This window comes from Bradyrhizobium centrolobii (assembly GCF_001641635.1).
Classification (GTDB): domain Bacteria; phylum Pseudomonadota; class Alphaproteobacteria; order Rhizobiales; family Xanthobacteraceae; genus Bradyrhizobium; species Bradyrhizobium centrolobii.
Genome location: NZ_LUUB01000013.1, coordinates 1 through 12766 on the forward strand (window position 1 = coordinate 1; position 12766 = coordinate 12766).

The following is a 12766-nucleotide window of genomic DNA, read 5'->3' on the forward strand; positions in this document are numbered from 1 at the left end:
CGCGGCTGAGGATAACGAAGTCGTCGGCATAGGAGATGACGTGAGCCTGGAACGCGTCGCCGCAGCCAGTCAAACGCCAATGCTTCAGGAACCGATTCATGTAAATGTTGGCCAGCAATGGACTTGCGACGCCGCCTTGCGGCGTGCCGCGTGTGTTTCGCTTGCCGCCACTCATGCGCCGGGTTCCGTCCGCGTCCCGTTCTTCGATCGGCGCCCTCAGCCACATCTTGATGAGACGCAGGACGTTTCGATCCACCACACGCCGGGCTACTGACTTGATCAGCTCGGAATGCGGTATCGTATCGAAGTACTTGGACAAATCAGCATCAACTACGTCAGCATTGCCCCGACATAAATGCCGGTGCACTTCCTTGACCGCGTCCACCGCCCCGCGAGCGGGCCGGTAGCCGTAGGCATTGTCCTCGAAGTCAGCCTCGAAGATAGGTTCGATCACGATCTTGGCGGCAGTCTGAATCACACGATCACGAATGGTCGGAATGCCGAGCGGACGCTCGCCACCATTCGCTTTCGGGATCATCACCCGCCGCACCGGATCAGGTCGGTACGTCTTCGAGACCAGTTCCGCGCGCAAGTCCGCCAACCATGCTTCCAGGCCCAGCTCTTCGATGCGAGCAAACGTCATCCCATCCACACCTGGGGCACCCGCATTAAGGCGAGCGAGCCGATAGGCGTGGACCAGGATGTCCTCGCGACAGATCTTGTCGTAGAGCAGATAGAAGCGGAAGGTGGGCTCCGCCTTCGCTTTGCAGTAGAGCTTTCTCTGAAGGCTCCGGATCTTATCAGGCGTTGTCAGGCTCATCACCAATCACCTTCACCTCACCATCTTCAAAAGCGCACCAGAAGTCGGGGCCCTTTGCTCCACCGGCATTACCCGGCATCAACGCTCCTATTGCCCCGTCCGACTCCCGCCGTGACCACCGCCTCATGCGATGTTGAGGCCGCTACCCTCGTCCGCGACGGGTCTCCCCCTGTAACTACGAACTACCCTTCCGGCGTGCCGTGCCCACTACCCCGGCGGATCGCGTGGGTGCGCGTGTCGATTGCTTCCCCACACGTGCGGCCTTCCCCAAATGACCGGCGGGTCGGCATCCGCATTCGAACTTTCGAGGCCTGCTCAGGCTTCACTTTGTTACGGCCCATCGGATCGCTCAGCAGCCCAAGGCTGCCTTTGTCGCAGGGCTCCGACCCAGTCAGTTACCCGACCGTGCCGCCTGCCAGCTTCCGGACCAATCGACAATTATCCGGGTGAGATCCTCCCTCACTGATAGTTCGCGCCCTCGGGGCGCACGATCATTCTCGTCGTGCCCTTCCCATGAGAACTCCGCGCAGGCCGAACCGTCTCGCGCGCCGTAGCGGACATCGAGAAAGCCCTTCAGCGCACCGAAGGCAATTTCACCGTCGGACTTGCCCTCAAAGGTGAGATGCGCCTCTTCGACAAGATCGAGGAAGTCGCTGTCCCAGTTGTCCATTTCGACGATGCGCCATCGGCCGGCAAAAGCCTTGGCGAAGCCGGGCACCTTGGCCATCAGCCGGCCTCCGCTATCAGCTTGGGCAGCCGCACCAGATTGTAGGCGGCGGCAGCGAAGGTGAAGGCCCATCCGACGCGATCACGGCCATGGAAGCTGGTCATCTCTTGCCCGGCTACCGTCTTGATCCAGCCGAATGCCTCCTCGATGCGCTTGCGGATGCGCTGGCTGACGGCATAGCCGCCGTGCCGGGTCGTTCGCCCGTCGATCGTAGAGCTGCGGCCACTGGTGTTCTGCGCAACGTGCGGCGTCACGTTCATCGAGCGCAGCTCGTTGACGAAGTCTTCTGCATCGTAGGCCTTGTCGGCGCCAAGCGTGATCGCTGTCGGCCGGTCGGCATGAGGCTCGATCATGTGCAGCGCGGCCACCCGTTCGGCATGCCCATCGGCCTGCGTCAGGCAGGCGTCGACCAGCAGGCCGTGGCGGTTCTCCATCAGCCCATGCCCGATGAAGCACAGCTTCGTCTCCTTGCCTTTACCCTTGCGGTAGAGCCTGGCATCGGGATCGGTGGTCGAAGCATGGGTGTCGTTCGAGCGTTTCTGGCCGTGAAAGTCGGCTTCCGCATTGCGCGCGCCGCCTTGCGCCGGCGGCTCGCCAGAGCTGTCTTTCGGCTTGACGCTCTTCATCGAGGCCCACGCCTCGATCAGCGTACCATCAACCGAGAAGTGATCGCTCGATAGCAGCTTTTTCACCTTGGGCTGCGCCAGCACCGCGGCGAGGAACTTGGCCGCTATGTCGCCTTCCAGCAGCCGGTCGCGGTTCTTGGAGAACACCGAATGGTCCCAGGCTGCGTCGTCAACGCCGATGCCGACGAACCAGCGGAACAGTAGATCGTATTCCAGCCGCCCCATCAGAAGCCGCTCCGAACGGATCGAATAAAACGCCTGCAACAGCATCGCCCGCAGCAGCCTCTCCGGCGGGATCGATGGCCGCCCAATTGGCGAATAGAGCGCGGCAAACTCGCGCTCCAGCGCCGACAGCGCCTCGTTCACGATGGTCCGGATCGCTCGTAGCGGATGATCACGCCGTACCCGCGCTTCCAGGTCAACGTAGCTGAACAGTTCGCCCGTTCGATTGTCGCCCCCGCGCACGCACCATCTCCGAATCCCGTCGGAGCTAATGAATCACGGTCGCCGCTCGGCGGCGAGTGCCTTTTTCAACAGCCTGCTAAACCTTGCGAATGTCTTTGTCGACGTTCGCCGCCGGCTACTTGGAGGGCTTGACGCGCATGACGCTGCACCTGCCGTCGACGCTGACGGGCACTTCGCCGCCGATGGTAGCGCAGCGAACTAGGCGATGCCTGGTCACCATAATCAGTAATTGCATAATGTTGTGTGGCCCGGTTATCCACATCGCAACATCGCCCTCCTTCCAGTTCCACCGCACGGTGTTTTCGGGCGCGGTCACATAAGACTTGAAAAGATCGAACAGCCTCTGGCCGTCGTATTTCGGGATGCCAACAAAATGTCGCACCCCGTCACCGAGCACCAGTACCCGTTCGCCCGTCTCGGGGTGGACTCGTACAACGGGATGTTCAGTCTCGTAAATCGTTCTGGTATAGACCTTATCCAGTACTCCTTGTCGGTCTCTCTGGCGCGGGGCATTACCGCATAGTCGAAGGCGTTGCCGTAGATGGCCCAGAGTTCGTCAGCAAGCCGTTGCAGCGGCGGCGGCAGGTCGAGATAGGCGGCGACGGTATTGGACCAGACTGTGTCGCCGCCGAATGGCGGGATCACAGCGGCTCTCAACACCGCAATCTTCGGATAGGCATCGATGAAGGTCAAGTCGGCATGCCAAAGATCAGCCCGGTTACCGGCGTAGCGCAAATCAATTTCGAGGATCGATGCTGTTCCCTTGGTTGCGCCCATGATCGGATGCGGCACAAGTTTTCCAAATCGTCGAGCAAAGCGTTCCTGCTCGGCGTCATCGAGATGAGTCTGGTCACGGAAGAAGAGCGCCTTGTGCTCGAGCAGCGCCCCGTTGAGCGCAGCGATCGTCTCGTCTGGCAGATCGCCCGAGAGCTTGAGACTCCTGATTTCAGCGCCGACGCGCGCTGCGCGCTTGACGACGACGGCACGCGGAATGACCTTATCTAGGAAGGCTGTTTCGTTCATCGTGATACTCTCCAAGGTTAGGTTTCTTCTCTAGAGAAGCTTCTCAAGTGCAAAGATGCGTGAACGCCGAGTTACGACCGCAGGGAAGGAGAGCCCTCGTCTTGCCTCATCGTTGCCGGATCTACGGAGCAACAACCGTACCACCGAGCCAGTTCGCATTTGAGTCGCCGCCTCTTGTTTGACAAACACTCCATTTCAGACAGCTGGTCCTGGAACCCAACAGCTCTGTCTGCGTAATGTCTTGGACACTAATCGCGCTTCGGGCCAGAATAGTTGGTGCCCGTCCCTATCATCGGCGAGCCTCGTTGCGGTTCACCACAGTCTAATGTCCTTTAGAATTCGCTGAGCGATTGCTGCTCCATGCACTGATCCGGTCGTCGATCGGTGACGGCAATTTGGACAGCGGCAAGGTCTGACGCTTTCTGATATGTGAGGACCGCACGTGCACGCATGCCTTGCACGCGATCCATGGCCGACCCGAAGCTCGATTCCGACTACCCTCAAATGAATGAGAAAAATGGCAAGTTCGCAGTTGCGCCGTTGGCGTAAACCGCCGTGTCCCTGGATCTCTGCCCGCTTGAGACTAGGCTACGTGTTCAGCCATCGCTTGCGCGCGCTTGGGCCGGCGCGCCACCATGTGACGTAGAGCGCCACTAGCCAAAGTATTGGCATCAATGTGATCACTGACCCGATCGCCGCGATGGTCGGGTCCAGCTCATTGCGCATGTTTTCCCACATTTTGAGCGGAAGCGTGCGGATCGAGAAGCCGCTTACGAGGGAGGTTTGCACCACCTCGTCGAACGAATGGATGAAAGCGAACAAGGCTCCGCCGATGACGCCCGGCCGGATGAGCGGCATGGTCACGCGCATAAACGTTTGGAGGGGGCTCGCCTGCATGCTCAGGGCGGACCGTTCGAGGCGCCGGTCAAAATTCGCCAACGTGGCTGAGACGATAGCGACGACATAGGCAGTAGCGCCTACGCTCTGAGTCAGGACAATGCCAGTCGCGGTGCCCAACATACCGAGTCTGACCATTCCGAAGTAAATCGCGACACCTACCACGACGGCTGGAAGCGTGATGGGCGTCATAAGGCATATTGTGACCGAAGACCGTATCCGGGGGGTGGTGCGGCTGAGTCCGTAAGCCGCAAGCGTACCGACGATTGTGGAGAGGACGGCGACCATCAGCCCGATCTGGACGCTCGTCCAAAGGGCACCCGTCCAGGACGGGTCGCCAAAGAAGGACTGGTACCATTGAAGAGACAAGGTCGACGGCGGAAACTCCAGATACGCACCGCCACTGAACGACATCACGATAACGAGGAGGCCCGGGAGGAGCAGAAACGTCATCACAAGGGCCAAGAAAACGGAACCAGCAAGAGCCAACCAGTTGCTCGCGTCCCCTTGTTGATACAGCTCTCGCGCCCAGTACGCGGCGCGCACCCTGTCCCCCAGTCCTTTTGTTAAAACGGAAGAGCGAAACACCGATTTAGGCCTATCCTTCCGATGCGATCGATCCGGGTGCGCCTGTTTGCCTGACGAATCCAGTCCGAAGACGGACAGCATAACAGCGGCGATCGCAAGCAGTATGAAAGCTGCGGAGGCAACCATACCGACATTGAAGGAAGTTGCGATTTGAGTTGCGATCAAAGTGGAGAGCATGACATCACGCAGTCCGCCCAGAGCCTGTGGCGTGATATAGAAGCCAAGGCAGATGACGAACACAAGAATGGTCCCGCTGCGCACGCCTGGAAGGCTCAGAGGCAAAAACACGCGCCAAAAAGCGGAGAAAGGCCGCGCGCCCATACCTCGGGCTGCTGCCATTAAGGACTTATCGATGCCCTGCATAACGCTCAGTAATGGCAGGATCATAACCGGCAGCATGATGTGGACCATGCCGATGTAGACGGCCAAGCGATTGTAAATCAGTGCAAGCGGACTTGAGATCAGGCCGAGATCAAGCAATGTGCGATTGATCAGCCCATTATCCCCCAAAAGGAGGATCCATGCATATGTGCGGACCAGGCCGCTGGTAAGCCAAGGGAGAAAGATAAGTACGGTAAGCGCGATTCTGGCGCGTTTGGGCGCAGCCGTAATGAGATAAGCTGTTGGATAGCCAATGACCAGGCAGATGAGCGTGGCGAAGACACTTACCTCTATCGTTTGTACGAGTATCCGGAGGTTAGCACCTCGGTACAAAAATGCCTGATAGTTGGAGAGCGAATATTCAGGAGCGTTCAGGCTAGCAAAGAAAAAGAAGACTGTGGGAAGGCCGAAAACGACAATGAGGATGGTCAAGGCCGGAACGGTGAGCCCAAGCGGATTGCGGAAAACGTCGCGGAAAACATCCATCGAATATGCCAATGCGTATCATTCCGCGAGAAAGCGGACATCCGACCGCAACCAACTCAATTGCACCCGATCGCCAAGCTGGAAAATAAGCTGCCCTGAGGCCACGTGCTCGCGAACAACGAGTACCTCGTCTCCGACACGAACGTGGTATTTCCGCAGGGGACCGGCGTAGATCATCTCTTCGACATGGCCCATTACTGATTGTCTCTTCTCAAGGTCCACGGACGGAAAGGCGAACGATCTTATGGTGATACGTTCAGGACGGATCATTGCGACCTTGCCGGCCGGCGCGCCGCCTTTGAACGTGTCCGACCCGTCTTGCGAAAGGATATTGGCTTCACCCAAGAAGTTCGCCACAAATCGGGAGATCGGCCGATCGTAAAGCGCTTCCGGTGCGTCAACCTGCTCTATACGGCCAGCGCGCATGACCACGATGCGGTCAGAGAGCGTCAGAGCCTCTTCCTGATCGTGAGTGACAAAGATGGTCGTTTTTCCGAATTCCCGATGTAGTTGCTTGATCTCGCTTTGCATTTGCTCACGAAGATTTCGATCCAGAGCTCCAAGCGGCTCGTCGAGCAATAAAACCGGAGAATCCGCTATCAGCGCCCGAGCAAGTGCTACACGCTGTTGCTGACCGCCGCTGAGCTGGGAAGGCATCCTCGAGCCAAATTCTTTTAAGTGGACCTGCTCAAGTGTACGATCGACCTTCGCGAGGCGATCGTTAGCTTTCATTCCCCGCATCTCGAGCGGAAATTCGAGGTTCTGCCGCACGGTCAAATGCGGAAAGAGAGCGTAACTTTGAAAGACAATGCCTTGGTCCCGGCGGAAGGGTGGAACTGCTGCAACAGATTTCTGGGCAATGAGGATATCCCCGCTGGAAGGCGCTTCGAAGCCTGCAAGGATCATCAGCGCAGTCGTCTTACCTGATCCGCTGGGTCCCAGAATGGTCAGGAATTCGCCACGGCGGACCGTCAACGAGAAATCCCGAAGAGCGGCTGTCCGTCCGTACATCTTCGTAACGTTGCGAAACTCGATCTGCGCAGGAGGACTTCCATCCGAGCTTGCAGCTTCAGTACAAGCCGTTGCAAGATTCCCGACATGTGCACCCACCATTTTTCCTCCTCGATCAGCCTCCGCTGGAAAGTCCACAGCCCGTGCACCGGACTGGCGCAACACCCTGCTCTAAACTTTAATGAGCAAGCTCAGATTACCGAAGAATCCAGTCGTTCCAGCGCTCGATAAGACGCTGGAGATTCGATTGTCCGTCCGGACCAACGTCAGCATACCAAGCCGCGTCGAGGATGATGCTATTGCCGACATGGTCAGGGTGGGTGGCAAGTTTATGCGCTATTCGGTCCGGAATTAATTTGTAAGCGGCGCTATTGCTCGGAGCCTGCGGCCAAAGCTGCGCAAACGCCGCCTGACGATCTGCACGTGAGGTAAATTCGAGGAGTCGCTGCGCGTTCGCGACGTTCGGAGTTCCCTTGGGGATTACCCAGTAGTCCCACGTCAACTTGGCCTGATTTCGGACAATTTCGACAGGCTTGCCCTGATCAATCAGCGCGAGGGCTCTTCCGTCATAGGATTGAGCGAATTCCGCAGCCTCACTCTGCATTATCTGAAGGATTTCAGCGCCGCTGGTCCACCATTTGCGGATGTACGGCTTGATTTTGGTAAGGCTGGCAAATGCCCGGTCGATGTCGAGCGGATAGAGCTTGTTTGCCGGGACGTCGTCGGCGAGGAGAGCTTCCTCCCAAGGACCGGCAGCGCCATACTGACCACTCGGAAGCGTTCGCATGCCGGGAAATCTCTCGACGTCCCAGAAGTCAGCCCAGGAACTGGGGCGAGGCTGCCCCAATGCGAACTTCCTAGTATTGAAGACAAGATTCCAAGAATAAACGTAGGGAGCAAAGCCAAATGGCTTCTTACAGTAGTCGGCAATGTTCGCCAATTCTTCCTTCCTGAATATCGAATAGTCGATCGTCTCGAGCTGACCCGCTTGTGATAATTCGAGCGCGCTCGACTGATTGCGCACAATGGCATCGACGGTGACATTTTTGCTGGCCACCATTGCTGCAATCTGCGCACCGCTCATATCGTCGGTGATTGCCGTCACCTTGACACCGCTTTCCGCCTCGAACGGTTTGACGAAAGCTTCCACAAACGCCTTACCGAATCGTCCGCCACCAACCACGGCCTTCAACTGACCAGCAGGCTGGGCGGACGCCTTCCGCGCGCACAGCGGGAGACAGCCTATGGCACTTGCGGGTAGCGCCATTTGCAGTAGTTGTCTGCGGTTCATTGGGAAGCTCATCTCATTCGTCCCTCTGCAACTGATATGGGACTGCGGTTGACGCGTCTATGAGTAGGGCTCAGTCGAACGGGCATCAACCGGCTCCGCATTTCATTCGTTGAGGCTTGATTTTGGATTTCGTGACGTCGCCGCAGCGCCATCAGCTCGGTTCGCGCAATTTCCCTGCGCAACCTGGCACACTGAACTTCTGCGCGGTTGCGCGACATTGAATCTCTTGCATCACAGGAATTGTCTCCCGGCATGCGCCCGCGAGCGAGCGGTTCAGCTGCGCTCCGCCATCTTCAGCCGTTGCTCTTTTGCCTTGATGGAACGACCTGCAGTCGAACTCGCCAAGCGTCCTTAGGAGCAGCGACCATGCCGAAAGCCCCTGCGCAGGCGACGTGAGGTGAAAGAACTCGTTTGTCGCATGAACGTCCTCGTCAGGGAGATTGAAGCCGAACATCAGCGTCTGCACGCCGAGCAACTCTTCGAAGATGACCGTAATTGGTACCGTCGCGCCGAGCCGAACAAGAATTGGATCCCTTCCCGTTGTTTTGCGGAGAACCTTCCTCGCCGCAACGACGAGTGGAGGGTCGGATGGCAGGCTGAAAGCCTCCGCCTCCGTCCCGGGATCGTCGATCATGAGGTCAATACCCTTCGGGATAACGGATTGCAGATGGGCCTTCAGTGCCGCGACGGCTTTCTCGACCCTCTGTCCCAGTACTGTTCTCAACGAAAGTTTTGCGTGCGCGACATTTGGAATAATCGTTTTGATGCCTGTGCCGGTATACCCACTCCACACGCCATTGATGTCGATGGCCGGGCGCAATGTGAGCAGCTCGCGGGCCGTATACCCCAGCTCGCCATGAGCATGGCCCGCAACTTCCCGGGTGAATTCAGCCTCATCGAACGGAAACCGGGCCGCCTGTTCGCGAGCATCGCTTGTTGGCTCTGGCACCCCCGCGATCAACTCCGGCACCGCAATCGCTCCGCTATCATCATGTAATGTTGCAATAGTTCGCGCCATCTCATGCGCGGTGTTTCTGACAGCTCCACAGCAGCGTCCCGAATGAAGATCTTTTGCGGCCGTTTTGATCGAAAACTTCAATTCGTCAGGTCCACGGCAGCCAAAGTTTATCGTCGGAATATCATTGCTCGCGCGCCCACCGTCCGCCGAAATCAGCGCATCAGCCTGGAGCAGAGGGTGGTAGCGATCGACGATCTTACGCAGACTTGCGCTACCGCTCTCTTCCTCGCCCTCAAGAAAGACTTTGGCGTTCACAGGACAGGCGCCGCGGACCTTCAAAAAGCCCTCGATCGTTTCAAGTGTCGACTCAAAAGCGAGCGTTACCCACGCTTCGACCGGATCGGGAGGCATTACATCATAATGATCGTAAACCAGGATTGTTGGCTTGCTTGGCGCGCCCTCCCAGGCTCCGTAAACCGCCGGACGGCCGCCTCCGTCTAAAAGCTCGACGTCGCTCAGTCCCATGCTTTCGAGCCACCTCAAAAGGAAGTTTCGCGCCTGGCGCATTCCTCCTTCAAACGCTGGATCAGTTTTTGCGCTCGGTATGCGAAGAAACGCGCAGAGCCTCGCCATGATTTGGTTTTCGCGCATCAACAGATGGCGGGCAACGTCGTCCTCATCCATTTTCCGATTCCTGTGACACACGAGCCCTGAAATCTGCGCCAAGTGGGCAGGCCCAATCGAGCAATAGCTGTGCCAACGCCTTCGAGCGTATCAAAGCCATGATTTCGCTCGAAACATTTCGTGGGCGACGGACAGCGGCCGGTGTTTTGAATCCGACAGTCGCTCTACCGGTGTCCGAAACGGAACAATAATCCCCCGAGGTTTCAACGAAAACGTCGTTGGTTCAATTGTCGTGGCGGCCCGTGGAATTGAGTCTGCTAGCCAAACGGCCAGATGCAAGGATTCGCGACGGAACAGTCCCAATTCGCTGGAAATGAAAACTACCCAACAGGGACAGCAGCTTGGGCCCAAATGACGGGTGACCGACACGGGCCCTTCGTCGGGGTTGTCCGCTCAACGGCAGTCCAGTGATACATCGTGGAAATTGCGTGGCGCGCAGAAGCGATCGCATTGCTCAATCTGGCCTCGGCCTCAGCGTATTCTCCATCAATGTCGAGATCGGAGGTTCCCGTCGAAGCTCGCGCATCGCAAGCGCAGACTGATCGCGTTGGCCCGCCGGTTCTCGCCGCCGCCCCGTTAGCTACAGGGACCAGCACGCCCACTACGAGAAGGAAATACATCGCGCATGGACCTTCATCGTATCAGTTGCAACCCTGCTTTGGCATCGCAACTCAACAGGCGGCTTGAAGTAATCGCTCAACGCACGGAGCCTTGCGGTGCGCACACCGAAGAAATGGGAACATTCAACCAGACCGATCGCGTTCAGATGGCATGCACTTGATTTCTTGCATTTGAGAGCGAATGGCATATGGATTGCTTGGCGCATACCGGAATCGTCATCCTTCACGCGAAGCAACCTTGCGAGGGAATATGCCTACAGTCGGAAGTAAGTTGCCGTCGTTCGAAATTACCGGCGTGAAGCCCGGCTTTCACGCGCACGAGGAGAACGGGCAGAGCGCGTTCGAGACGCTGACCGAAAAGAGCTTCCCCGGGAAATGGAAGATCATCTTCTTTTATCCCAGGGATTTCACATTTATCTGTCCGACAGAAATAGCCGAGTTCGCCCGCTTAGCCAAGGATTTTACCCAGCGTGATGCGACCGTGCTGGGCGGCTCGACCGACAATGAGTTCTGCAAACTCGCCTGGCGGCGCGAGCACAAGGACCTGCACCATCTGCCTATATGGCAGTTCGCGGACACCAAGGGCGCGCTGGTAGATGGGCTTGGCGTACGGGCGCCTGAGGGGTTCGCCAATCGCTACACTTTTATCGTCGCCCCCGACAACATCATCCAGCACATATATGCGACCAACCTAAATATTGGCCGTAGCCCGAGGGACACGTTGCGTGTACTGGATGCTCTGCAAACCGACGCACTCTGCCCCTGCGATCGCGAGATTGGCGGCGAAACGCTGAAGGTCGCCTGAGGCAGCGGGTCAATCGAGCAGTTGAAGGCCTAAGGCGGCACTTTACATTTGCCACCGACAACTCAAGAGGTGTGTTTCGACCGCGATATTCCTCTCCCTATTCGGAGATTAGACGCCCAAACATTGATCGATCAGGCGCCCGTTACAGACCGATCGACAAAAACGTGGCATGAGAGCGACATTACCCGTATCACACGGGCAGACGCATCGAAATGTCAGTGCTCGCAAAGGTCCTATCCGGCGTTAAGATCTCCATGTCGACCACGCGCATTGATGCACGTCGATCTTCATAAATGTACCGCACGTGCCAAAGCGGCCCTATGTCCGGTGTGAAACTGAAATCACCCGAATCTAGCGCTCTCGCGATCATACGAACAGCGTCACTGTTGCTGATTGGCAACGAGAACGCCGCGTCGATAAGTGCCGCCAGGCTCACGCGCTCTGCAAGTAGCGCACGCGCAACGTTGTCGCCGCGGACGCGCCGCAACGTTGAGACAATTGCCGCTACGGCGTCAGGATCTTTCAAAGACACAGTGGGCAAGCCTTCTTGAGCCGAGCATAGTGTGCCGAAGCCCGCACATGCCGCAAGTCCGCGGTGATGTCCGACGACCATGACCAACCAGTTGGGTAGTGGCCGCTCCACCGACAGAAGCCGATAGTTTGGGTTGGTGTTTCCAGCCCCGGTGAACAGAGCCGTCGGAGACCGGGTACTGAGTAGAGCGCTCAATTTTCTGCAGCTCAGCGATCGCGCAGGTCAAGGATGCTTCGCGCGGAGGGGACCAGGTCGTTGGAATCAGGCAGACCGCGCCAATTGTCCAGCCAGGACCGCTTCGGACCAGGCCGCGTCAGCCTTTCGGCACTGGCAGACGTGATTTTGCGCCGGCATTCGCCGATATAACCTACAAAGTGACGCACCCAGCCCTTTGTCGGTTGCGGCTCGCCTTTGACAGATTGATGCTATCCTTCACAAAATCGAGCTGCACGACACTCGCATGGTAGCGACGAAATGCTTCGCAAAGTTCGCTGTCGGTCACTTCGGGCGCCACTCGATTGTCCTGTCCCGTCGTCAGCGACAGATCATCCAGCGATAGCCCATGGCCGCAGAGGAACGTTGTGACGATCACCTCCAAAGTCATAGGAGGACGATGGTCCATGTGCCCTTGGTCGCGTCCGATGCGTTCGCCAGTCGCGGCGCAGGTGACAAGGCCCGCCGAACCGCTGTGCTCAGCAAAAACATGTATCACGTGCCTTGTAAAGATCGAACCTAATGGCTCGCCTGAAATCTTGGCTGACCTCCAACTCGCGACTCGGAGCACGTTGAGAGATGCGGTGCAGATACGAAAAATCTGCACCGCTTCCATCGACACGAATAATGCGGAAGCAT

9 protein-coding genes and 1 pseudogene are annotated in these 12766 nt (G+C 57.7%); 1 reads left to right on the plus strand and 9 read right to left on the minus strand.

The window, feature by feature from the left end; genetic code table 11:
• The 8 genes and pseudogenes from AYJ54_RS01175 to AYJ54_RS01210 all read right to left on the minus strand — a co-directional run.
• Positions 1-820: reverse transcriptase domain-containing protein (locus AYJ54_RS01175; RefSeq protein ID WP_245328818.1), on the minus strand; the 820-nt coding region annotated here is incomplete at its 3' end.
• Between the two features lie 391 nt (positions 821-1211).
• Positions 1212-1547, minus strand: a complete 336-nt coding sequence (locus tag AYJ54_RS01180; RefSeq protein WP_347337196.1) for a hypothetical protein — start codon at positions 1545-1547, stop codon at positions 1212-1214.
• Complete coding sequence (locus AYJ54_RS01185) at positions 1547-2638, minus strand: IS5 family transposase (protein WP_063696066.1); 1092 nt, start codon at positions 2636-2638, stop codon at positions 1547-1549. The genes AYJ54_RS01180 and AYJ54_RS01185 overlap by 1 nt, the downstream gene beginning before the upstream one ends.
• A 115-nt stretch (positions 2639-2753) precedes the next feature.
• Positions 2754-3661: pseudogene (locus AYJ54_RS01190) on the minus strand (TauD/TfdA dioxygenase family protein).
• Between the two features lie 588 nt (positions 3662-4249).
• Positions 4250-6025: an ABC transporter permease subunit gene (locus AYJ54_RS01195; RefSeq protein ID WP_347337197.1), complete on the minus strand. Its 1776-nt coding sequence runs from the start codon at positions 6023-6025 to the stop codon at positions 4250-4252.
• 6 nt (positions 6026-6031) lie between these two features.
• On the minus strand, positions 6032-7024 hold the full coding sequence (locus tag AYJ54_RS01200) for an ABC transporter ATP-binding protein (RefSeq protein ID WP_245328842.1): 993 nt from the start codon (positions 7022-7024) through the stop codon (positions 6032-6034).
• Between the two features lie 196 nt (positions 7025-7220).
• A complete protein-coding gene (locus tag AYJ54_RS01205; RefSeq protein WP_063696069.1) occupies positions 7221-8327 on the minus strand; it encodes an ABC transporter substrate-binding protein in 1107 nt (368 codons plus the stop codon).
• Between the two features lie 139 nt (positions 8328-8466).
• Positions 8467-9957, minus strand: coding sequence for a M20/M25/M40 family metallo-hydrolase (locus AYJ54_RS01210; protein ID WP_063696070.1), 1491 nt, complete (start codon positions 9955-9957; stop codon positions 8467-8469).
• An 870-nt stretch (positions 9958-10827) separates the two neighbouring features.
• Here AYJ54_RS01210 and AYJ54_RS01215 point away from each other — a divergent pair.
• Entirely contained in the window at positions 10828-11382 is a 555-nt protein-coding gene (locus AYJ54_RS01215) for a peroxiredoxin (RefSeq protein WP_063696071.1), read from the plus strand.
• 899 nt (positions 11383-12281) lie between these two features.
• Here the strand turns inward: AYJ54_RS01215 and AYJ54_RS51845 are convergent.
• Positions 12282-12749 carry a hypothetical protein gene (locus AYJ54_RS51845; protein WP_245328840.1) on the minus strand — a complete coding sequence of 156 codons (468 nt, stop codon included), beginning with the start codon at positions 12747-12749 and terminating at the stop codon, positions 12282-12284.
• Positions 12750-12766 lie beyond the last annotated feature (17 nt).

Excerpts from the sequence above, each read along its gene's own strand:
- AYJ54_RS01205 (WP_063696069.1), bottom strand. The coding sequence starts at position 8,327 with ATGAGCTTCCCAATGAACCGCAGACAACTACTGCAAATGGCGCTACCC.
- AYJ54_RS01200 (WP_245328842.1), bottom strand. The coding sequence starts at position 7,024 with ATGTACGGACGGACAGCCGCTCTTCGGGATTTCTCGTTGACGGTCCGC.
- AYJ54_RS01215 (WP_063696071.1), top strand. The coding sequence starts at position 10,828 with ATGCCTACAGTCGGAAGTAAGTTGCCGTCGTTCGAAATTACCGGCGTG.
- AYJ54_RS01210 (WP_063696070.1), bottom strand. The coding sequence starts at position 9,957 with ATGGATGAGGACGACGTTGCCCGCCATCTGTTGATGCGCGAAAACCAA.
- AYJ54_RS01180 (WP_347337196.1), bottom strand. The coding sequence starts at position 1,547 with ATGGCCAAGGTGCCCGGCTTCGCCAAGGCTTTTGCCGGCCGATGGCGC.